Source organism: Polyangiaceae bacterium (genome assembly GCA_016715885.1).
In the GTDB taxonomy this organism is placed as follows: domain Bacteria; phylum Myxococcota_A; class Polyangia; order Polyangiales; family Polyangiaceae; genus Polyangium.
Genome location: JADJXL010000008.1, coordinates 46897 through 70616 on the forward strand (window position 1 = coordinate 46897; position 23720 = coordinate 70616).

A 23720-nucleotide genomic window follows, 5' to 3' on the forward strand; every position below is an offset into this window, starting at 1 on the left:
TCTCCAGGCATCTCGATGCGGAGGCCACGCCGCATGTCCCCGAAAAAAACTCGTCCTCGTTTCACCATCGTTCTGGTCGCCTTCTTCGCGTTCGTTTGTCCTGCCGTCCTGCCAGGATGTCGCGAACCCGAACGACCGATTTTGCCGAGATCACAAACCTGGGCAGAACTGCGCACGGTGAGGCGCGACGTCGTCGTCACACCTCCAAATGAAGCGGAACGTGCACCCTACCCGCGCGAACGGCTCGTCGATGGCGAGATCGTACAGGTAAAACCCGACGGGCTTGCGTGGCTCCGGCGAGATGGTGGAGCGACGCTGCTCGTGCGTGGCCCCGCCAAACTCGTTGTCCGCGCGGAAGTCATCGAAATCCAAGAAGGACGCGTCTTCGTCGATACGCCTGCATCCCTCACGACGGAGCTATCGACACCGACAGGACCCCTGCATCTCGCACACGTGCGCGCAAGCATCGACGTGCCGAAGGCAGGCGATTCGACCGACGTCTACGTGCTGGCAGGCGAAGTGCGGACCGACGGAGACGGTCGCGCCACGGCGGGCGAGCGGATGCTCATCGAGCGGAAGAAAGGCGGGCCCTTCGTAAAAACCTCGCCCGTCCTTGCTTGGGAAGATTGGACGGGGGGACTCGGTACGACCGATCGCGTGGCCGAACCAGCACCGTTCGGCGTTGGCACCGTGGGTGCTCGAGCTCCTGGCAATCAAGGCGCGCCGCGCTTCCCGCTCACGATCCAAAAGCTCGACGTTCGCGTCACGATCCAAGACGACTTCGCGCTGACCGAGGTCGACGAAGTGTTTTTCAATCCAAGCTCGACGACGGTCGAAGGCATCTACCGCTTCCGCACACCGCTCGGGGCGAGCTTGCACAAGTTCGGCGTGGATCGCGAAGGCGTGATCTTCTGGGGGTACGTCAAAGAAAAACAGGCGGCCGCAGCGCAGTATCAGTCGAACGTCTACCAAGGCAGCAAGGAAGATCCCGCGCTGCTCGAGTGGGAAGCTCCAGGCACGTACAAGGCGCGGCTTTACCCGATCATGCCGGGACAATCTCGGCGCGTCGTCGTTCGTTATGCCGAGTGGCTGGGACGAACCGGAGCCAAGGGCGAACGTCGGCTGTACACGTATCCGATGGCTGCGGAAGGCGCCGAAGGCTCGCTGCCGCACATCGAAGAATTCACCGCATCCATCGACTTCATGCGCGCAAATGCACGCGAAGTGCGCGTCGGCATGAGCGGCGTGCGTGAACAGAATGCCGTGACGATCCGAGCTCAGGATTTCGTTCCTCGCGCGGATCTGGCGGTCGAGCTCTTCGATGAAGGGCTGCTCGCTCCACGCGGATACACGGCGCCGCACACGATCGACCTCGAAACCGTGCAGCCTTCCGAACGCGCGGAAGCATCACGTCGAGCGAAGACCGAATCCGACTACCTCGTCGTCCCGATCCGAGCCGCAGATGCGCCGCTCGCGACCGGGGGACTCGACCTTGCCGTCGTGATCGATACGTCGGCCGCAACCGACGCACCGTCTCTCGCGATTGCCCGCGCAGCAACCGCGGCGTTGCTCGCGCACCTCGGCAAGGATGATCGCGTCGTGGTTTGGGCCGGCGATACCGGCCTGACGCCGGTGGTACCTGGCCGAGACAAACTCGCGAGCATCGACGAAGCCGGTCGCCGTGAAGTGCTCGCTCGCTTGTCTCGCGTCGACCGCGGCGGAGCGACCGATCTCGGCAGCGTGCTCAGCCTCGCAGCAGCCGCATTGGATCCCGCACGTCGCGGAGCCGTCGTGTACATCGGCGACGGCAGCCCGACGGTTGGCGAGCTCGGCTTGCAAGATCTTCGGGACAAACTCGCCAAGTTGCCGCGTCCCGTGCGCATGTTCGGCATCGGCGTCGGAGACGAAGCCAACGTCGCGCTGCTCGAAGGGCTCGCGCGTGGCGGGTTTGCCGAACGCGTATCCGATGCGAATGCTGCCGCAAGAACGGCGCTGCGGCTGCTGGAACATGCGGAACGTCCTGCATGGCTCGGCGCTCAGGTGGACCTCGGTCCAACCGTGGAACGAATCTTCCCGCGCGATCTCGGCGCGCTCGTTGCGGACGAAAGCATCACGGTCATCGGACGGCTCACGCAAGGTGGCGCTCCGACGACGGTCTCGCTGACAGGGCCAGCTGGTACCACTCGGACAAACCTGAAGGTGACGCCGATCGACGAGCAAGGCGACTTGCGACGCCGTTGGGCGGAAGGGCGCCTTCTGCAAATGATGACGGAAGCAACCGGGCGTGCAGCGATGGTCGACTTGGGATCACGTCACGCGATCATCACGCCGGTCACGTCGCTGTACGTGCCGACGAAAAACGAGATGACGCCCGAGGAACGGAGCGAGCTCGAACGCAAGAAGGGCATGGCCAAGAACCTGGTCGACACGAAGCGCAGTCGATCGATTGGCTGGACGCCGCTCATCCAGTCCGACGTCGACGAGGAAGAAGACAAACCGGTCGAGGAAGTGGCCGAAGCGAACGCCGACAACAAGGAGGGCGGAACGGGCACGCGTGCAAAGGGCGAAGAGGGATCGATGGGCAATCCCAACGCGCGCTCGGGAAATCGTTTTGGGGTCCAAGGACCTTCGGATGGTGACTCGCATGCGGCCCGCCAAGCCGCTCTTCGAGACGCGGCCGAATTCGGGATGATCGGCTTGATGAACACCGGTGCAGGCGGCGATCCCAATGCACCGGCGGCGCCGTGGGGCCGCGACGATTCGATCGGTAACGACCCATTGAGCGCTCGCGGCAGCATGTGGGGCGACACCATCGGCGATTCGTTTGGCTCCGGAGGACTTGGTATGTCCGGTGTCGGCGAAGGCGGCGGAGGTCGAGGCGATGGCCTTGGCCTCGGCTCCATCGGAACGATTGGCCACGGGGCTGGCACGGGCACCGGCCAAGGGTTTGGCTCGGGAGCCGGACGCCTCGGTGGATCGCATCGATCGAAGCCCGCAGACGCTCCGGCAGCGGCCGCGCCGGCGCAGCCAGTCGCACGACCAGCTCCAACGGCAACCGCACCGGCCCCGGCGCCTTCAACACCACCGCCGGCCGAACCTGCAAAGGATCGGGCCGCCGCGGAAACGATCGTGAGCCAACTTCAGCAACCGCTCGGAAGCGCAACGGCGACTTCGACGCCAGTTCCGGACGCGCTCTACGAGAAGTCGAAACAGGCCAACACAGAGCCGACGACCGGTGCCGAAACCAAAGCAAAAACCACCACGGGCGAAGGTCGTTTCAACGGAACGACCATCACGATCCGCGTCGGCGACGTGCAGCACAGGCCGTCCCCGTGCAGCGGCGCCGCGCTCGTTCCGTTCCAAGAACGCATTGGTTTGTGGCGTGAACGATTCGGGCGCGCGACGGGCAATCCGAACGCGGTTGCATCGATCTATCGAAACGCGCTTGCAACATGCGAAGCACCAACATGGCGCGAACGATCGAAGCTCGTGTCGCTGATGCTCGATGCGATGCCCAGCATCTCGGGCAAGGTTTCGTTGTGGCGCGTGATGTTCACGGACCTGGGCGTCGCCGACGCGCTCTACCGCGGCATGCTTTCTCGCGTGCGTACGGCGGCGGAAGTTCGCGAGCTGCATGCAGCCCTTGGACTTCAAACGATCGATCCGGGTGTCCTGGAAAAATTGCTCAAGGAAGCGAAGACGCCTGCGGATCGCGTGAAGAAGCTGCGCGAGCTGGTTGCGCGCTGGCCGAGCGATTTTGCGCTGGCGTTGCGGCTGCTCGACGAGCTCGAAGATGCCGAAGACTTCGCAGGCGCCCGTGAACTGGGACGAACGCTGCGCGCACGTCCGGACGTGGATGCGCACGTGCGTACAGCGGTAGGCGAGCTTCATCTGCGCCTGGCCGATCGCGAAAAGGACCCGGCGCTGAAGGCCTATCATCAAGCGGAAGCGCAACGAGCGTTCGGGGAAATTGTCGAGTTTGCCCCAGATGATCCGGTCGCACGCAGAAGGCTCGGCGATCTTTTGAGGGCCCACGGGTTTTACGCGGAAGCAGCGCGCCAGTACCAAACACTCGCGCGCCTTGCTCCAGACGATACGACGGTGGCGCTCTTGCTCGCCGCATCGGCCGAAGGCCTCGGCAAGTTGGAAGAAGCGATCAAGTGGACCGAAAAGGGCGGCGCTGCAGGTGCTCCCGATGTTTCACAGGGACCTGCCGTGACGGCTCGAGCGTTTGCCGCGACGTACCTCGCGTGGGGTCGTCTCGAAGCGAAGAAAGCCGGCAAGAAGGAAGAAGAGCAAACGTTACGAGCGCGCCTACTGCGCGTCGTTTCGACGGAGCGAGCATCGGGCAAAGCGCCGCGAGGGGCACGCGTGTCACTGACGTGGTCGCATCCGGAGTTCCATCCGTCGCTCTGGACAAACGCGCTAGGTACGGAAATGCCAGCACCCGAAGGCGACGTGACACTCGGCATCGCGCAAGCCGTCATGCCGCTGCGTCCCGATGCAAAGATCTGGGTGCGGTTGGAACCGGAGGACGTCGCGCATGCCGCACGCCTTGGAGCAGAAGCGACGTTGACCGTCGTGTTCGATGAAGGTGAGGACAACGAAACCATCGTGAAGCTGCCCGTCCGATTCACTCGAGACGGCAAGCCCGCGCGCGTGTTTGCGATTTCGCAGGGTGAAGTTCGGGAGGTCGGGCCGTGAGCGACGAACGTAAAGAAGAGCAGGATCCGACGGCGGAAGCTCCCGCATCGGAAAGCGCTGCACCGTCGACGGCTCGCAGCGATGAAGGACCGGACACCGAACCACTCGCCGCACCGGTGGAAGACGCGATCAGTGCCGCGACGAAGCCGGCCGGCGATACGCCGAGCAAGGTCAGCAATGACGACGACGATGATGACGATGACGAACAGGCTGCAGCACCACCTCCGCCACCGGTTGCACCAAAGCCGGCCGAACGAAGGATCATCGTCGTCAGCCGCACGGACAAACTCGATACGGCGGAATGGCTACCGCTGAGCGATCCGCGGGCGATCGCGCAGTATCACCGGTCGAACAGCGCGCCGCTTCCGCCCGAGGGACCCACGATCTCGCCTGCGCTTTTTGGCATCGTCAGCTCGCTGCTCATCGTCGTGGCGACGGTGCTTCTGCTCCGCGGCCGAGGTGAACGCGCACCAACGCAACCACTCGTCGCCACCGTGGCCGACGTGCAAGCGGTGCATTCGTCCGTGAAAACGTCGGGCACGTCCGTGCACAAGACGCGACGTTTGTCCGTGGGTGATGTCGTCACGACGGATGGCGATGGGCGCGCCCGGCTTCGCCTCGACGACGGCACGTCGCTCGTCATCGATCGTGACACGAACCTGAAGCTCACAGCGAACGGCCTCGAGCTCGAATACGGGCGGATCTTTGTTCAGGGAGCGCTTGGCGCACGTACCGAGATCAACGTCGGCAGCGCCGTCTGCATCGTGAGCGGCGCGAATACGGGCATCGAACGGCCCAAGGAAAAACCTTCGAGTGCAAAGCTTTACGCTGCAACCGAAGAAATCACCGTGCGGGCAAACGGCGCCGAGAAGACCGTGCGTACCGGAGAAACCGCGGCGGTCGACGGACAAACCATCACGATCGGCCCCGAACGCGGATACGACGATTGGACCGGGGGCATGGCTGCACCATGGGGCGCCAAAGGCGTTCCGCGTCGTGCCGTAGGCGAGCTGTGGGGTCGTCCGGAAAAACCCGGCGAGGCGGGCTCTCCCCTCACGATTCGCGCACACGATGTCGAAGCCATCGTCGCACGCGAAATCGCCGAAACCGAAGTGCGCACGACGTTCTTTAACGCCGGCAGCGAGACCGTCACGGGCGACTATCGTCTGGCCGTTCCACCTGGTGCGATCGTTTCCCGCTTCGCGTCCGTACGCGGCGGCTCGACGCGCGAAGGGCGCATCGCGCTCGCAACGCGCGGCCCTGGGAACGCTTCGCAACCATCGACCGAGCTACTCGAATGGGCCGGCGAGGGCTGGCTACGCGCGCGCATTCCAGGCATCGCGCCCGGCGCTTCGGTTGGCGTCGTCGTGCGTTACGTCGAATGGCTTTCGCCTCGTCCAAAAGGCGACGGCACGTGGGTCGTGCAGTACCGCTACCCCATGGTGTCGGACGCGACGCCACCGCTCATTGGCGAGTTCTCCGCACGCGTCGATGCCACATCATCCAGCCCGCGATCGATAGGGGCTGGGCTCAATGCACGCGTGACGGGAAGCAGGGTCGAAGTGCGCCGCCCCGACTATCGACCCACCGCAGATCTAGTGGTCGACGTGGAGATCGACAAATCCCCGAGCCCCGCTCGCTTGTACGTCGCTCCGCCCTTCGAAGGTGACACGGAAGATCCCGCATCCACCGTGCTCGTACGCACCGAGGTTCCGCATGTCGCGCAGGAAGACGGCGTGACGCTCGCCCTCGTGCTCGACACGTCGAGCAGCGTCGAGCCTGCGCTTTTCGATGCCGAGCGAGCGCTCGTCGACGCGGTGCTCGCAGGACTCGGCACGCGTGATCGAGCCATCGTGCTGGCAGCGGATCAGACGGTTCGTCCCGTAGGACCTCCTCTCGGCCCCGTGGACGATGCACGCCGCAAAGCGACGACGGAGGCGCTATCGAAGTTGTCTCCTGGTGGTGCAACGGATCTCGGTCGAGCGCTCGAAGCAGGCGCTGATGCGATCCCAGCCGATGCACCCGCGGGCATGGTGATTTACGTCGGTGACGGTTGGCCAACCGTTGGAGATCCAACGGTCGATCTCATCCACGCGCGTCTTGCTCGACGCAAGGGTGGTGTTCCGCGCCTCGGCGCCGTGGGCGTTGGTCCGCTCGTGAATCGTTTTGCGCTCGCGAGCCTCGTTCGAGGGTCCGGGCCGCTTCTGGAAATTGCCGATACGTTGGATGCAAGTCGCGTAGCAACCGAGCTCATTGCGCAAGCGCTCCAGCCTGCCGTCGCGAATGTGGAGATCGCGTTTGGCCCCGAGGTCGAACGCATTTACCCGCGCGCCCCTCGAGCCATTTCATCGGGTGAAACGGTGTTCGCCGTGGGTCGCGTGAAGGGCGAGCCGCCGCGCGAAATCACGCTTCGATATCGCGATGCCAAGGGGCAGCACGAAGAAAAGCGCGCGGTGGTGATCGAACGAGCGCGCAACGAATCCGATGTAGCTCGAAGGTGGGCCGCGGCGCGTGTCGAACACATTGCGCTCGAAGGCAAAGGACGCGAAGCAGCGACCGACGTTGCGCTGCGCGCCGGACTGCTCACGCCATGGACGGGTTTTACCGTGAGCAACATGGGCGTGTATCAACCGACGCTTTTGCAGACGCGAATCCTCGACTTGTCTGCGGGTCCCGAATCGGGTTTTTCCGCGGCATTCGCAACACCACGCACGTCCGCCGGAACGCTCACGAACGTGCCGCAAGAAACCGAAGCGGGCGACGACAAAGACGACGAAAAAGGGTTCAAGGCAGCCGTTGCCGATGCGGCGGCTCGCGCGCTCGACGAAGCGCGATCGTCGGTTCGAGCGTGTCGTGATTCACGCGCAGCGCTCAGGCCCGAGCTCTCGGGCAAACTCGACGTGCGTTTCAAAATCGACGGCGAAGGGCGAACCGAAGACGTCAAGGTGCAAGGCATTGCCGGTGCCGACGACGCCGCGCTCGCTCGATGCGTCGAAGTCGTCGTGCGTGGAATGGTTTTTCCTGCCAGCGGTTTGAACGTCAGTATCGACGTTTCACGCATTCTCGACTTGCCGCCTCCTTTGCCCACACTTCGAGGCCGCAAGTGTTCACCGACGTCGTTTTTGCCTTTGCCTTTGCGCCGAGGGATATGGCGAGAACGCCTCGATCGGTCGACGGCGGATGTGGTGTACGTCGAAGCAAAGCAATCTTGCGAGCTTCCGACGTGGACCGATCGTCGCGCGCTGCTCGAGCTCGTATTGCTTCACGAGCAGACAGGGCTTGCACGCGTTGCCGTGGCGACGCGCCTGGAAATTGCGGGCGAGAATGACGCGGCGGCATTGCTGCGCCGCGAAGCGATTCGACGTGCGCAAAGCCCCGAAGAGCTCATCGCGATCAAACGCGCGCTTCTTGGCGAAGAGAAATACCCCGTCGGTACATTCCGCAAACAATACCGAGCGGCAAACGACGACAAGGCGCGATTGGCTGTCGTGCGACGATTCTTGGGTATCGCTCCGCATGATGCGCGCCTGCGAAGGCGCCTCTTCGCGCTGCTCGAAAACCTCGACATGAAGACCGAGCTGGCGGACGAAATTCGCCGCGTGCGCCTCGATCCGTTCGCAGATGCAGGCCTGCTTGCGGATGCAGCATCGGCGCTTCTTCGCATTGGTGACGAAGGCGAAGCACGTCGTACGTTCGGCGAGCTTGGCGAACGGGCTCCGCGCGATCCATGGGCGCGAGCATTCCTTGGTGATCGTTTGCGAAATGAAGGCTTTTACGAGGACGCTTCGCTCGCGTATGCGGTCCTCGAAGAGCTCATCCCGGACGAACCTGCCGCGACCATTCGATTCGCGCTCGCACACGCGGGCGCTGGAAGGCTCGACATCGCGCATCGCATGCTCGGGCGCGTTGCACAGACGGGCGGACGTGCGGGCGATGCAAAGCTGGGCGAGCTTGCTGGGCGGCTGGCCCATGTGCTGCTTGCCGAAGGTCGCAATCGCGAGGGGATCGATGCGACGACGCTCGATAGGTTGAGCCGTGCAGCGCTCGAATTGCCATATCCCGCGGAAACCGTGGTGGTGCTCGTGCGTTCACCTGCGGGTGCGCTACCGATCGACGTGAAGTTGTTGCGTGACGATGATGAAGCCGATCCGGATGTGATCGCAGCAGGAATCGGCGCGTACACGCTTCACTTTGGTGCTGGCGAGAAGTCCCCCATTCGCCTGCGCATGTCGCGTCCCGAGGATTTGCCGCCTGCGCGAGGCACGTCGGTAAGGCTTTCGGTGCTCGTACCCGAGCCGGACGGCAAACTTCCGCGGCTCGTGTCGAGCGACGTGGAGCTTCCGTCGACCGGCAAGCCCGTGACGTTGCGTTGGAATGGCAGTGCGTTCACGCCTCCGTGAAAGGCTCGTGAGTGGCGCGGTCGTCGCTTACGCCCGCGCCGCTTGACGCATCCTCGCGGCTTGGCTGTACTGCGTCAGCGCCCGCCCGAGTGGGCGCAATTCGCGACCAACCCAAGGCTCATGTGCACAGGCGCGGTTTCGTCATCCAGTGTGATCGCGCGAGAACGTTTGTACTCAAAAGAAATCGGAGCGGGGCAGCGTGCCCCGGAGGCTTTGCGTATGTCGAATCGAACGATGACGCGTGTCTTGCACTTCATCGTGCTGGCGCTCGCGCTTTGTGTCGTGACGTTTTTCCCGCGCGTCGCAAGCGCGACGATCATTGCGGGAGGCACGATTGCGAACGCGACGTGGACACCCGCGGGAAACCCTTACATCGTGCAAGGTGACGTCACGATATTGAATGGCGGCACGCTGACGATTCAAGCGGGCACGATCGTGCAATTTCCGGGCGGCGACAGCCAAGGCTCGGGGCTCGACACCGCGAAGACCGAAATCATCGTCAAGGGCACGCTGAACGTCAATGGCACGATGGCGAGTCCTGTGCAGTTTCTCGCGCAAAACGGATCGTCGCAATCGACCTGGTACGGCATCGTCGTCGATGCGGTGGGCACGGCGGCGACGATCAGCCATGCGAGCATCAAGCATTCGCACGCGGGCATTCGCAGCGACGCTCCCGGAATGGTGCTCGCGGCAAACGACGTAGCGCTCGAAACGACGTATTACGGCCTTTACATAACGGCGGGCACGCCGACGTTCACGAATCTCAGCGTGCAAAGCAGCGTGTTTGCCGCATGGATCACGGGAACCGCATCGCCGACCATCACAGGATGCTCGCTCTTGAACCATTCGAATGCGGGCATATACGTCTCGATGAGCGGCACAACCACCACGACGACTCTCACGAATTGCGTCATTTCGGGCACGACCGCTGCGAATTATGGCGTCTATTCGTACGTGACGGGCAATGGCAACATGGCCGTCAACGTCACGGGTTCGACGATTCATGCCAATGGTACGTCCGGTACAGGTGTCTATGCCGGATCGAATACGGGATCGACAGCCACGATGACGGTGAAGAACAGCAATGTCACCAATCAATCGACAGGTCTCTACCGACCTCCCGGTGGCTCGACCACGTTCAACGTCACCTACAGCAATATCTGGGGCAATACGACCAATTACAACGGCGTTAGCCAAGGAACCGGGTGTTTTTCGGCCAATCCGCTTTACGTCAGTGCGCCGACGAACTTCCGATTGACGAGCAATTCGCCATCGCGTTTCGCGGGCGACATGATGCAGGACCTCGGGCCACTACCGTACGTCAATGACCCCACGCCTGGCTTGTATGGTGTTTTGTGGGTGAATACGACGCTTTCGACCGCAGGTTCACCTTATACGGTGCCGGGTGATTTGACGGTCGGAAAAAACGCGACGCTCACGATTGATCCCGGCGTCACGCTGAATTTCACGTCGGGCTCCGACATCATGGGTTCGGGGCTCGATACAACCAAAGGCGAGCTCGTCGTCAAAGGCACACTGGCAGCCAATGGCACAGCGATGAACAAGGTTACCCTGAAAGCATCAAACGTTTCGCAATCGGCTTGGTACGGCGTCGTCGTCGATGCCACAGCCGCGGCGGCCAACCTTGCGCATACGAACATCCAAGGCACGCATGCGGGCATTCGCAGCGACGCTCCCGGAAGCGTGCTTTCAGCGAACGACGTGTCGATCAACACGACGTATTATGGTCTTTACGTCACCTCCGGCACGCCGACGTTCACGAATCCGAGCGTGCAAGGCAGCGTGTTTGCCGCATGGATCACGGGAACCGCATCGCCGACCATCACAGGATGCTCGTTTTTGAGCCATTCGAATGCGGGCGTATACGTCTCGATGAGCGGCACGACGAGCACGACGAACGTCACGAATTGCGTCATTACGGGCACGACCGCAGCGAATTATGGCGTCTATTCGTACGTGACGGGCAATGGCAACATGGCGGTCAACGTCACGGGTTCGACGATTCATGCCAATGGTACCTCCGGTACGGGTGTCTATGCCGGATCGAATACGGGGTCGACAGCCACGATGACGGTGAAGAACAGCAACGTCACCAATCAATCGACAGGCCTCTACCGACCTCCCGGTGGCTCGACCACGTTCAATGTCACCTACAGCAATATCTGGGGCAATACGACCAACTACAACGGCGTCAGCCAAGGAACCGGGTGTTTTTCGGCCAATCCGCTTTACGTCAATGCGCCGACGAACTTCCGATTGACGAGCAATTCGCCATCGCGTTTCGCGGGCGACATGATGCAGGACCTCGGGCCACTACCGTACGTCAATGACCCCACGCCTGGTTTGTATGGTGTTTTGTGGGTAAATACGACGCTGACCACGGCTGGATCGCCTTATACGGTGCCCGGTGACCTCACGGTCGGAAAAAACGCGACGCTCACGATTGATCCGGGCGTCACGCTGAATTTCACGTCGGGCTCCGACATCATGGGTTCGGGGCTCGATACAACCAAAGGCGAGCTCGTCGTCAAGGGGACGCTTTCGGCCAACGGAACGTCGATGAGCCCAATTACGCTGAAATCGACGAACGTTTCTCAGTCGTCGTGGTATGGCGTGGTCGTCGATGCGAGCGGCACGGCAGCGAGCATTGCCAATACGAACATTCAAGGCTCATACGCCGGCATTCGTAGCGATGCCCCAGGCAATGTGCTCACGGCGAGTGGCGTCAACATCGGTACGACGTATTACGGCTTGTACATGACGGCCGGCACGCCGATGTTCACGAATCTCACCGTAACCTCCAGCGTCTTTGGCGCGTGGCTCACGGGATCGGCATCGACGACGATCAATGCGTGCACGCTGCGCAATCATTCGAATGCGGGCGCGTACGTCTCGATGAGCGGCACGACGAGCACGACGAACCTCACAAATTGCGTCATCACCGGAACCACTTCAGCGAATTACGGCGTCTATTCGTACGTGACGGGCAATGGCAACATGGCCGTCAACGTCACGAATTCGACGATACATGCCAACGGCACGTCTGGCACGGGCATTTATGCCGGGTCGAATTCGGGCTCGATTGCCGCGATGAACGTAAAGAATAGTATCATAAGCAACCAAACAACAGGGTTGTACCGTCCTCCGGGCGGTTCGACGACGTTCAACGTGACCTACAGCGACATTTGGGGCAATACGACGAATTACAACAACGTTTCACAGGGAACGGGTTGTATTACGCAAAACCCCAACTACGTGAATGCACCGACGGATCTGACGTTGCAAATGGGCAGCATTTGCATCGATACGGGCACGTCGGTCGGCGCTCCAACGACCGATCGCGACGGAAAAACCCGCCCGATCGATGGCGACGGCATCAATGGTCCCGCGTTCGACATGGGTGCCTACGAATACGCTCCATCGAGCTTCTGCGGCGACGGTGTCGTGAGCGCCGGCGAAGCGTGCGACGACGGCGCGCAGAATGGTCAATACGGCTTCTGCACAGCCGATTGCACGGCCATGGGTCCACGTTGCGGCGATTCGATCGTCAACGGCCCCGAGCAATGCGACGACGGCAATATGCTGAACACCGACGCGTGCCTCAATACGTGCACCAATGCCACGTGCGGCGATGGCTACATCCGAGCGGGCGTCGAAACCTGCGACGATGGAAACATGCTCAACACGGATGCGTGTCTCAATACGTGCGTTCCTGCTTCGTGTGGCGACGGGTTCGTCCGGGCCGGCGTCGAACAATGCGACGACGGCAATATGCTGAACACCGATGCATGTCTCAATACGTGCAGCAATGCCACGTGCGGCGACGGCCATATCCGCATGGGTGTCGAAACATGCGACGACGGAAACACGACAAACACCGACGCTTGTCTCAATACGTGCGTCCCTGCGTCGTGCGGCGATGGCGTCGTGTATGCGGGCATGGAGCAATGCGACGACGGAAACATGGTCAATACCGACGCATGTCTCAATACTTGCACCAATGCAACATGCGGTGATGGTGTCGTGCATGCCGGCATGGAGCAATGCGACGACGGAAACATGATGAATACCGACGCATGTCTCAATACGTGCTCGAATGCATCTTGCGGCGACGGGTTCGTCCGCGCCGGCGTCGAAGAATGCGACGATGCGAACATGGTCGATACGGATCAATGCCCATCGACGTGCAAGAACGCGACGTGTGGTGATGGATTCGTCCAATCGGGCGTCGAAGAATGCGACGACGGAAATGCAACCAACGGCGACGCATGCCTCAACGTCTGCAAGAATGCCACTTGTGGCGACGGCATCGTCTACCAAGGCGTCGAACAATGCGACGACGGCAATGCATCCAATACGGACACCTGCGTCGCGGATTGCAAAAACGCCTCATGCGGTGACGGCTACGTGCAAGGCGGCGTCGAAGCGTGCGACGACGGCAATCAAAACGACACCGATGCCTGCAAGAACAACTGCAGCTTGCCCGGTTGCGGTGACGGCGTCGTGCAGCCGCCCGAAGAATGCGACGACGGCAACCCAATCAATACCGATGATTGCCTCATGACGTGCAAAAACGCTTCGTGCGGCGACGGCTTCGTGCGCGCGGGCCAGGAAGAATGCGACGACGGCAATTCGTCGGACGTCGATGATTGTCCGACGACGTGCCAAAAGGCCGAATGCGGTGACGGCTTCGTACAAGACGGCATCGAAGAATGCGACGACGCCAATGTGTCGAATTCCGATGACTGCGTTCAGGATTGCAAGAACGCGACGTGCGGCGACGGATACGTCGAGCTTGGCGTCGAAACGTGCGACGACGGCAATCAAAACAACGAAGATGCCTGCTCGAATCTGTGCACGAGCGCCACGTGCGGCGACGGCGTCGTTCAACCGGGCGAAGCATGTGACGACGGCAATGCCTCGAACTTCGATGACTGTCTCAGCGGATGCCTCAAAGCAAGCTGCGGCGATGGCTACGTGTGGGGCGGCATGGAAGAATGCGACGATGCCAATGGCGTGTCGGGCGACGGCTGCACGTACGATTGCAAGAATGAGCCCATGGGCTCGGGCGGCGCCGGTGGAATGGGCGGCGCTGGCGGAGACGGCGGAATGGCCGGCGACGGCGGCAGAGGCGGCGAAGGAGGAACCGGCGGCGACACTCTCCCACCCAGCAACGAAGGTTGCGGATGCCGCACCGTCGGAAATGGTAATGGCGCTGGAACGTCGGCTGCCGTGATTCTGCTCGGCATCGTGATTGCCGTGCGCAGGCGCCGCCGCATGGCAGCCTGAAACGACTCGGCCGGGGCCCTCTCTCCGCGACATCGCGGAGAGAGGATCAGCCGGTGATTCGCGAAGAAATCCCCTTCAACGCTTCTCGCGCGCCCATGGGCAATCCCACGTGCCCCCTCGGCACATCCGGCTCGCGAACATTGATGCGAACGAGAAGTCCACCGAAACCTTCCGCGATTTGCTCGCTGAAATGACGAACCGTGGGAATGGCCGTGCCCGCCCCGCATTCGATCACCACGAGCCGCCCGCGAACATCGGCCGGCAAACCATCGATCCAGCGTTGAAGCGCCGCTTCTTGCGCATTCGAGCGCGTCCCGTCCCAATGCCAATCACCGAACATGAGGATGTTCGGGCGCGCCAAAGCTCCACAACGAGGACACGATGGCAGTGGAAGTTTGGCGCGGAACGTTTCGGGATCCACTTCGAGCCGATAGGGGTCGGCCGAAAATATCCCGATACCGCAATTCTTCGTGCATTGGAGAAAACCGATCGCTCCGTGGCATTCCGCGATGCGTTCGGGATCGAATCCAGCACGCTGAAATTGCCCATCGACGTTCGATGTGAAGACGAAAGCCCCATGCGCCATGCGATTCGCAAATTGGCGCAAAATGGGAAAACCTTCGTGCGGCACCGTCTTGCGATAAAGCTCGAGACGGTGGCCGTAAAACCCCCATGCGAACGCCGGATCGTCGGCGAACCATTTCGGATTGGCGAGCGACGAAAACCCGAGACCGAGTTTTTGATATGGAGGATACGCTCGCCAGAACCCTTCGTTGCCGCGAAAGTCTGGCAGACCAGAATCGACGCCCATCCCGGCGCCAGCCGTTATCACGAGCGCCCGCGCCGATTCGATGGCGCGAGCTGCCCGTTCGAGAAGAGCCGTATGATCAGGCATGAGAATGACGAAGTCTAGGTGGAAGGTTCGTCATGGAATCAAGACGCAGGTGCCTTCGAGACCCATCGTCGCCATGCAATCCGCTTTGGGCATCGAGGGACAGGGATCCGGCGGGCACATGGGCATGCAGCCATTCTGCTGATACTGCTTGAGCGCTTCGAGGTACGCGATGACCTCCGGCGAATTGAGGTCATTGACTGCAATGGGGCAGCAAAGCCCTTCGATGGTATCCGTACATTCGATGCCATCCCCAATCTCCGGATTGCACGATGTCGCCACTTCCTGCTTTACCGTCACTTCCATGAGGAGCGGTTCACAAGCCATCGGGTTGCCCCCGCCTCCCCCACCCTGGCCATTTCCGCCTGCCCCGCCATTGCTGGAACCACCGGCGCCGCCGTTACTCGAACCGCCCGAGCCGGCCATGCCGCCATTGCCGGAACCACCGGCGCCACCATTGGCTCCGCTTCCGCCCTCGCCCCCACCGCTACTGCTACTCGACCCAGGACAATTGAGTCCCGGGCAATTTCCAGCTCCAGTGGGATCGGAAGCCGGAGCTCCCGGGCATCCACTCAAGAAAAGAGCAACGGCCGCAACCTCAGCAAACAGTACAACTCGCATGACAAGACCTCCTCTCGCTTATGTGGCGAGGGAATCATGGTTCGGGCTTTCTCGGAAATTTTTTGCTCGTCAGCTCAGTGCTTTGGGCCATGCGCAACGCATGAGACGACATCGTGAAGCCTAGTTGCCGGACGTGCACTCAAAGTTCATTTTTCCGCGCAAGAAGTGTCGTGCACGACGCCGTGGCGTTCGCGGGGTCGACTTTCCAGTCAGGCGCACCGTACTTGCCGTCGATCCGCACCATTCGAAAACGACTCTCGGCCGGATCGACCTGAAATGCGGGCAACGACTTGATGGCACTCGTTACGCCAATTTGCGCGCCCGCCAAGTAAATATCGGCCCCAACGAGCCGATAACGTACTTCCGAATCCACCGTGCCTTCCAGCTCGCACGAGCTCTTCGCTGAACCCGTGAACAGTGGATTGACTTCCATGTCGATGAACCCACGCCCCTGAAGCGTCGCCCCAGGAATATTCGGTTCGTCGGCATTGCATGGGACATTTGCTTTTACGTCGTCCGGCGTCGTCCCGCACACGTTGACGGTTACCCCAGGATACGTGTCGGCGTCGTCATCACGCAGCGCTGCGCAATCGTCCACGCAATTCGTTTCGCAAAGGTTCGTACGTCCAAGGTTTGTCGCGGTACACGTTGGCGAAACGTCGTTCCACGACGGCATCATGTCGCCGGCTTTGGTCGAACCCACCGTGAGCAGGAAACGATCGAGCGCGAGATCTGCGCCCATGAGTGATCCTCCAACGGGCGCTGGTTTGATCTTGGGCAGAGCGTCGAGCAACGTTTTAGGCGCGATGATTTGCGTCGAAACGAGCGATTTCGAGGCAGGATCGCACTGTCCGACGAGCGCCGTCACGACAGGCAGCTCGATTTCGCAAAGCACCGCGTCCACGTTGACCAGCTTCGTCGGATCAGCCGGGTCACGATTCATCGTCACCATCAAGAGCATCGTCGACTCGCCAATTTGATCCGCCGGGCAGATCGTGATCGCTCCGCCTTGTTGCCCTTGAAGCGTTACGGCAAGCCGCCCGTATGCCGCCCACGTCCCTTCCAAATCGTGCTCGGCAGGCGCCCCTTCGCAAGTCACGCCCGTGCTTTCGCCCCCCGATCCGCCAGCACCGCCAGTTCCGCCCGTCGCGCCGGATGCACCAGATCCACCTGCACCACTGCTGCAACCTGCGTTCGTCAAGAAAAACGATGTTGCAAGAAACAGCACCGTTGTGGGTACCAAGAAACGAAGGGCGCGCATGAAAAAACTCCTCGACCAGACAGCGAACGTCCGGCTGTGAGGATTATCTCTCAATCGTATCGCTCGGTGTGCACTCGTTTGCGATCGACACCCAATTCGCCTCGACAAAGCTCACGCACACTCTTCACCATCCGCTCGAGTCCGCACACGTATACGTGAGGAGGTGCACCACTCGTCACTTCGAGCTCGCGAAGAAGCTGTGGAACGTGATTCTGCACGTATCCGACCGCCCCGGTCCACGTTTGTCCCGGACGAGACAACGTCACGACGAAACGCACTTCGGGATGTTCGGCAGCCAGAGATTCCATTTCCTCGCGGTAAAGAATGTCTTCTTCGTGCCGAACGCCGAAAAGCAGCCACAACGGCACTGCGCGACGATGACCGAGCGCTGCGCGTAGCATCGATCTGAGCGGCGTCACGCCCGTCCCGGTGCCCACGAACAATGCGGGATTGGAATCGTTGGGATCTCGAGTAAAAAGCCCATGTGGTCCAATGGCCGAGAGGATCGACCCTTCGGGAAGATCGTGTAAATATTGGGAACCTGGACCATTTTCCACTCGCGTCACGGCAATCTCGAATCGATTCGACCCGTCCGGCTCCGATGCAATCGAATATGCTCGCCGCACTTCCCCCGTGGGGAGCGGCAATACGAGATTCACCCATTGACCGGGATCGAAATCGACGGTGCCTCCTCCGACGCGTTCCAGCACGAGCTGCCGAACGGCGGGCGCAATGATGCATGCCGATACGAGCCGCACGTCGAAGTTTTCTGCTTTTTTCACCAAAGAGGAACTCCCGACTGCACGTAAACCGCCCTAGATACATCGGGGTGGAAAACGGGCACGTCAAGCCCTAGCACGACTCGGTCATCTTCGTTTTTGCCGACTCACGCCCCACGCTGGGTCGCAAATCCAGCCGCAGTGGTGAGCGCATCCGATTCACCATCCCATTCGATATCGGGCGCCACGAGCAGGGTTCCTCCAGGTAATGCAAGCGCTGCAAAAATGGCCGAACCAAAGTTCACACCTTCGAGCCTCGGTCCGACTTCACCCGCGAGCGGTCCGGAAATCACGCGAGCATCGGGAAAACGCACCAGCGAAACGCGCGCATCCTGCCCGAGCATGCCACGCAATACCGCCAAATCACGGCTGATTTGCACCGTGGGCGTAGCAAGCTGCCAAGCCCAAACGACGAGCCCCGGAATGTCCGCAATCGCCACGGCATTCGTCCGGTCGTTCGGAAGAGCCGCCGTTTGCACGGACGAGCTCGAGCCGCCGCTTGCCGCGGCCGCAATGATCAAACCCCGCGGCGCAAGCGACAATGCAGAAAGCCGCGCGAGATTGCGCATCGCCGCCGTCCGCTGGTCCGCAATGCTCGCCAATTCATCCGGCGCCGCATAAAGCAATTCCACTTCTTGATTGACCGTGAGGTGCGTCAACCCTTGCGCAGCAGCCGCAATGGAACGCTCCGACGCGCGCGCATCACTCGGAAACGACGCGCGTTCGTCCCGCAAAACTTCCGCCACGCGACCCGACATTCCGAGCGTCGCGAGTTGCCATGCAGGGCGGAAAAAGTCGGCTCGCGGAACGTCGGAGTTGTCCGCTCGAGCATCACGACGCGCACGATCCCAGCCCGTTAGCGCACTGCCGAGCGGATTGCCAACATCGGCGAAGATCGCCGCTGCCCCTTCGAGCTCGGCATGCGCGCCCTTGTCGCCCATGTTGAGACGCGCGCGCCCCATGGCTCGCGTAGCGTACGCAACCCACAAGCGAAGCGGCGGTTTGGCCCCGAGAGCGAGCTCCTTTGCCCTTTGTGCAAGCGGAAGTGCATCGTCCGGGCGTCCCCGAGCAAGCGCGACATCCGCCAGAAAAATGAGCGATCGCGCCTGTCCAAACACGTCCCCCACGCGCGATGAAAGCCATTCTTGACGCTGCAAGAACCGCCGCGCTCGTTCGAGGTCACCAAGCGCGAGAGCCGCCGATCCGAGCTGCCCGTACGCGATGGCTTCACCGATCACGTCACCATGTCGCTGATGCAGCTCCGCCGCATGTTCGAGCAGCGATTGCGCCGCGCCGTGCGCACCCATGACGACGTACAGCGTGCCGAGCGAATTGAGGATTTTGGCGCGCTCTTCCAGAAACGGCGTGGACCTTTCGAGCGCCCACAAAAGACTGCGCTGCGTCGCTTGAGCGTCGCCGAGAAGCCGTTCAGCGGTGCCTCGATAATGCGTCGCCACGAGCGCCACGAGCAGGTCATCGCCGGCGCCTTTTGCAATGCGTTCGAGCGACGCGATCGCGTCCTTGTAAACCGTTCGCGGACCGCGCCGCACCGTCGCAAGAATCGCCTCGCACGCCGCAAGCTTGCCCGCGTGTACTTCGCCGAGCGACTCGAACGAAGGCGCTGCGAGCGACAAGTTTGCACACGCTGCATCGAGCGCGCCTTCGCGTTGCGCCAACGCTCCACGCGCATATTCGCGTGATGCTGCTCCAAGCGCATCGAGCGGGAGCGAATGGAGGCGCGTGATTTCCGCGCGCACTTCCTCCGCAGGAGCGCTCTTCAACAAGCGCGCGATCGAAGAGACTTCCTTCAGCGGATCGAGAGGTCCAATCATCAGCGCGCGCCTCCATGCTCGCTTCGTGCGCCTACGTCGATGGGCTCGCGCGTCGATGCGGCAGTTTGTCGTGCCAATTCGCGCTCGAGCCTCCTGGCCGCGAGTGCATGCAGCGCGGCCTTGATTTCTTGAATCGTCATACGCGGTCGTTCCGCTCGAAGTCGTGCTACGTGCGCCGTCACATGCGGTGCCGCAAACGACGTACCCGTCCAGCGTCGTTCACCACCACCCAGCGCCGGAGCAACCACGTCGTTGCCCGGCGCGAGAATCTCGTAGTCGACCGTGATCTCCGTCTGCAAGAACTCGGGATCGTCCGACGTCGCACGACCCACGCCGATGAGCGACTTGAAGCGCCCCGGATACGTGCGAAACGCGCTCGCATTCGGCCCCGCCGCAACGAGCACGACACCCGCCGTGTAGGCGAGATCCGCGATTTCATACAGTTCCACGATCGACTTGTAGTCCGTCGGCCGCAGCGGCGCGCCTTTCGGCACGTCGATACCAAGACTCAGGTTCACCACGTCAAACCCTTCGCGCACGCAATGCCGCACTGCCGCGAGCAGCCCATCACGCGAGCAACGCCCCTCGGGCGACAGCACGCACACGCTCGTGAGCTCCGCAAACGGCGCAAGGCGCTGAATGATCCCCGCACACGCAGTGCCGTGTCCCGATCGATCCACTGGTTCGTCCGGACGCACTGCAAAACCTTCCCCCTGCTTGACGACGTGAAGCGAGCGGATCTTCGATCGCTCGAGCCACGGATGCGACACGTCGACACCCGAATCCACGAGCGCCACTTGCACGGCCTTCGACGTGCGGCTGGACGGGATGAGGCTTTCGATCGTCATGCCAACCCGTCGCTGCCGACGCCGCCGAGCCCCGTGGCGTACGCATCGATGCGCGCCAGGATCTCGGCACAGAGAGCAGCTTCCGCAGGCCCGCGATCGCAGAGTTTGCCCACGGCGAGCGCCAAGTTGAGACGGTCTTTGTAGTTCGGCGCAAGCCTCAGTGTGTGCACGTATTGTGCGAGCGACTCGCGAAGCGACGTCACCGCTTCGGCGCCGAGCAAGTCCGGCAACGCTCGTGCGAACAGTGAAAAAATCATCTGCTCGGTGCGGAAGGATTCGACCGTCAAAGCAAGCACTTCGGCGAGCCTTTCGGCCATCTCGAGCTGTTTGTCCCCGAGCGGTTCACCATCCGAAAGCAACGCCGCACCACCGATCGCGTATTCGCCGATGCGTAGCGGCACGAAAATGCCCGTCGTCGGCGTGATCGACAGAGCCGGACCGAGCGCTTCGATCATCGGATCGTTCGGCGAAAGCTCGGCTGCGTGACCACTGCCTCCTCCGAGCAAGTACGCGAACGGCGTGCCGCTCGGGAAAAACTCCACCGTCGTACGACGATACCCTTCCGCATTCGCGCAGACCGGCACGCGAAGCCGCCCGAGCGTTTCGACCTCGAGCGCCACGAGCGCTTCGGAACAAGGCAGCGCCATGCATGCGAACCGCAAGTGCTCGCCGAGCCCGCGCACACGCACCTCGGATTGCCCAACGAGAGCCGCGGACTCGAGCGTGGCCAGGAGGTCTCGCAGTCGGCTCGAGAAGCCGAGCAGCGCCGCACGATTCGTGTCTGCGGCGGGAACGGGGTGCGTCATGGGCGCGCATGGTAACGCAGCTCGTCGGCTTCGGGTCGACTGGCACGATGGACCGTGACTTCGGTGGAGAATTTGGCCCGTCCCAGCGGCGCCTGATACCGCGGAGGTATGATCCTGCCCAGTCGGCTGTCAGCGACGACGCTCGGCGATCTGCTCGGCATGCTCCATCGAGAGCGAACGACAGGCACCCTCGAGCTGACGGAGCTCTGGCACACGCCCGGAACGCGGTCGGGGCACTACGTTCACCTCCGAAGTGGGCTCGTCGTGGATGTCGAAACGCCGCTGTCGAAGACGCCTCCGCTCGGCGAATTTCTGCGGCGTGAAGGCTTCTTGAGCAACACCGGATACCGCGTGCTCATGGGGCACCTCGAGAAACACGATCGCCGATCGACCGGTGAGATCCTCGTGGCCGAGCGATTGGCCGACGCAGCGATCGTCGAAGCGGCGCTACGTGTGCAGGTGCGCATGAAGCTCGATGTCCTCTTTCATCTCACCGAAGCGCTCGTGACGTTTCACGCAGCGGGGCCCCCGAAGCGTGCAGCGCGACGGATCCATCCGCTCACGCCGCGTGATTTTTTGGTGGGTCGACCGCGAGCGCGGGATCGAGCTCCCACGTCCGAGGTTCGTCCGCGAACGCGTCCTGCCGTTTGGTCGGAGCCGTTTTACACGTACGAACGAGCAAACGATGCATCGCAATCGAGGACGCCTCCGCCGAGCAGTGCGCGGACGACGCAGGCGAAGGCGCATCACGAAGGTCCGCCGCACGTGAGTGGCCGTGCCAAACCAACGTCGACATTTTTGCACCTCGCGCCCGACGTGCGACGGCGTGCCTTGAGCAAGCTTGGGCTCCCCATGACGGCGGACGAAGCGGATGTGAAGCGCGCGTTTCGCAAGCTCGCCGTCGAGCTTCACCCGGACAAACACGCGACGGCGCCGGCGCTGCATCGCGATCGAAGCGCGGCGCGGTTTGCCGAAGTGAGCGAAGCGTACCACTTGCTGGTGGCGTGATGATGCGTGCGTAGGTTGTCCTGACCAACTACTGCATCAGAGACGCCCGAGCTCCCGTGTTCGTCCGGGTTTGTGGATCCAAACGCCCGCCCCACACGATGACGTAGTCGCCTGCGTGCACGGCCGTTGGCGAGTAACGCGCGGTGAGCTCCGCTTGCGCGTCGATCGGGTACCACGTGCCGCCCATCGAATCCGGAACGAACTGTCCGCCATTGGCCACGAGCGACGCTGCCGTGCACAAGTTCTCGCTGCAGCCGCCCCACACGAACAAGTGCGAGCCTGCCCAAATGCCCACGTGATTCGTGCGCGCCGATGGCGCACCCGCCGTGCTCGTCGGAATCCACGCGTTCTTCGTCGGCTCGATGAGCCCGCCGTTGTCCACCGTCGGGCCGCCATTCCAGCCTCCCCAAATGATGAACGCCGACTGCCCGAACTCCAGCGTGTGCCGCTCACGCGCAGGCGGCGCTCCCGGCGTGGCTGTCGTGTTCGTCCAGACTCCGCTTGGACCACCTTCCGGATCGAAATACGCCCCCGAGCTCAGCCAATCGGAGAAATTGTTTCCGCCCCAAATCAGCATCACCTTGCCCGACCAAGCCGCCCTGTGACCCACGCGAGGCGACGGCGCACCCGCTGGATTCACCTCGGCCCACGTATCCGTCGCCGGATCGTACATGCCCCCCGTTCCCACCGGATTCGACCCCGTAATGCCGCCCCAAACGACCAGCTTCGACCCCGTCCACACCGCGGTCGCTTGCGTTCGAAGCGCAGGCTGACCCGTCGTGCTCATCGCCGTCCACGTATCCGTTTCGGGATCGTACAAGCCTCCAGCCGGCTCCAAGTTTGACGTTCCAAACCCGCCCCAGATGAGCATCTTCGAGCCTGTCCACGCGGCCACGTGCGAAAACCGAGGCGCCGGTGCGCCCGTCGTGCTCGTCGGCTTCCACGTATCCGTCACCGGATCGTAGATGCCCCCCGTGTTCGTGACCGACGGCATCCCGCCGATGTCGCCGCCCCAAATGATCATCTTCGAGCCCGTCCACACGGCGGTGTGCGCATGACGAGCCGTCGGAGCATCGGTCAACGACGTCGCGCTCCAGACGATCTTCGGCGGCGGTCCAAGCGGTATGTCGCCCGTCGAAGAAGAACCGGTCGTTCCACCAGGCTGTGACTCGACACAACCAAGCACAAGAAAGGGCACGAGCAGAGAGCAGAAGGCGCGCAAAAGCATGCGATCGAACATAGCCGAACGACACGCGAAG

Annotated in this window: 12 protein-coding genes; 4 read left to right on the forward strand and 8 right to left on the reverse strand. The window is 62.1% G+C overall.

What is annotated here, in order from left to right; translation table 11 throughout:
• Positions 1-33: 33 nt before the first annotated feature.
• From IPM54_11710 to IPM54_11720, 3 genes are all read left to right on the forward strand, one after another.
• On the forward strand, positions 34-4704 hold the full coding sequence (locus IPM54_11710) for a hypothetical protein (GenBank protein MBK9260483.1): 4671 nt from the start codon (positions 34-36) through the stop codon (positions 4702-4704).
• Positions 4701-9104: a FecR domain-containing protein gene (locus tag IPM54_11715; protein ID MBK9260484.1), complete on the forward strand. Its 4404-nt coding sequence runs from the start codon at positions 4701-4703 to the stop codon at positions 9102-9104. The genes IPM54_11710 and IPM54_11715 overlap by 4 nt, the downstream gene beginning before the upstream one ends.
• Positions 9105-9323: 219 nt before the next feature.
• Entirely contained in the window at positions 9324-14414 is a 5091-nt protein-coding gene (locus IPM54_11720) for a DUF4215 domain-containing protein (protein ID MBK9260485.1), read from the forward strand.
• A 46-nt stretch (positions 14415-14460) separates the two neighbouring features.
• Here IPM54_11720 and IPM54_11725 read toward each other — a convergent pair whose 3' ends face one another.
• From IPM54_11725 to IPM54_11755, 7 genes are all read right to left on the reverse strand, one after another.
• A complete protein-coding gene (locus IPM54_11725) occupies positions 14461-15309 on the reverse strand; it encodes an NAD-dependent protein deacetylase (GenBank protein ID MBK9260486.1) in 849 nt (282 codons plus the stop codon).
• Positions 15310-15339: 30 nt separating this feature from the next.
• Complete coding sequence (locus tag IPM54_11730) at positions 15340-15927, reverse strand: hypothetical protein (protein ID MBK9260487.1); 588 nt, start codon at positions 15925-15927, stop codon at positions 15340-15342.
• 139 nt (positions 15928-16066) lie between these two features.
• Entirely contained in the window at positions 16067-17188 is a 1122-nt protein-coding gene (locus tag IPM54_11735) for a hypothetical protein (protein MBK9260488.1), read from the reverse strand.
• Between the two features lie 50 nt (positions 17189-17238).
• On the reverse strand, positions 17239-17970 hold the full coding sequence (locus tag IPM54_11740) for an FAD-dependent oxidoreductase (protein MBK9260489.1): 732 nt from the start codon (positions 17968-17970) through the stop codon (positions 17239-17241).
• A gap of 104 nt (positions 17971-18074) precedes the next feature.
• Positions 18075-19799, reverse strand: coding sequence for a tetratricopeptide repeat protein (locus IPM54_11745; GenBank protein ID MBK9260490.1), 1725 nt, complete (start codon positions 19797-19799; stop codon positions 18075-18077).
• Entirely contained in the window at positions 19799-20647 is an 849-nt protein-coding gene (locus IPM54_11750) for a S8 family serine peptidase (GenBank protein ID MBK9260491.1), read from the reverse strand. Before IPM54_11750 ends, IPM54_11745 begins: the two co-directional genes overlap by 1 nt.
• Complete coding sequence (locus tag IPM54_11755; GenBank protein ID MBK9260492.1) at positions 20644-21453, reverse strand: hypothetical protein; 810 nt, start codon at positions 21451-21453, stop codon at positions 20644-20646. Before IPM54_11755 ends, IPM54_11750 begins: the two co-directional genes overlap by 4 nt.
• Before the next feature lie 108 nt (positions 21454-21561).
• Here IPM54_11755 and IPM54_11760 point away from each other — a divergent pair, with 108 nt between their 5' ends.
• The gene (locus IPM54_11760; protein ID MBK9260493.1) at positions 21562-22461 is read left to right on the forward strand and encodes a J domain-containing protein; all 900 of its coding nucleotides are present in this window, start codon (positions 21562-21564) and stop codon (positions 22459-22461) included.
• A gap of 28 nt (positions 22462-22489) precedes the next feature.
• Here the strand turns inward: IPM54_11760 and IPM54_11765 are convergent, their stop codons facing one another.
• Positions 22490-23701: a hypothetical protein gene (locus IPM54_11765; GenBank protein ID MBK9260494.1), complete on the reverse strand. Its 1212-nt coding sequence runs from the start codon at positions 23699-23701 to the stop codon at positions 22490-22492.
• Positions 23702-23720: the final 19 nt, after the last annotated feature.

Excerpts from the sequence above, each read along its gene's own strand:
- IPM54_11765 (MBK9260494.1), bottom strand. The coding sequence starts at position 23,701 with ATGTTCGATCGCATGCTTTTGCGCGCCTTCTGCTCTCTGCTCGTGCCC.
- IPM54_11760 (MBK9260493.1), top strand. The coding sequence starts at position 21,562 with ATGATCCTGCCCAGTCGGCTGTCAGCGACGACGCTCGGCGATCTGCTC.
- IPM54_11720 (MBK9260485.1), top strand. The coding sequence starts at position 9,324 with ATGTCGAATCGAACGATGACGCGTGTCTTGCACTTCATCGTGCTGGCG.
- IPM54_11750 (MBK9260491.1), bottom strand. The coding sequence starts at position 20,647 with ATGACGATCGAAAGCCTCATCCCGTCCAGCCGCACGTCGAAGGCCGTG.
- IPM54_11725 (MBK9260486.1), bottom strand. The coding sequence starts at position 15,309 with ATGCCTGATCATACGGCTCTTCTCGAACGGGCAGCTCGCGCCATCGAA.
- IPM54_11730 (MBK9260487.1), bottom strand. The coding sequence starts at position 15,927 with ATGCGAGTTGTACTGTTTGCTGAGGTTGCGGCCGTTGCTCTTTTCTTG.
- IPM54_11745 (MBK9260490.1), bottom strand. The coding sequence starts at position 19,799 with ATGATTGGACCTCTCGATCCGCTGAAGGAAGTCTCTTCGATCGCGCGC.
- IPM54_11735 (MBK9260488.1), bottom strand. The coding sequence starts at position 17,188 with ATGCGCGCCCTTCGTTTCTTGGTACCCACAACGGTGCTGTTTCTTGCA.
- IPM54_11755 (MBK9260492.1), bottom strand. The coding sequence starts at position 21,453 with ATGACGCACCCCGTTCCCGCCGCAGACACGAATCGTGCGGCGCTGCTC.
- IPM54_11710 (MBK9260483.1), top strand. The coding sequence starts at position 34 with ATGTCCCCGAAAAAAACTCGTCCTCGTTTCACCATCGTTCTGGTCGCC.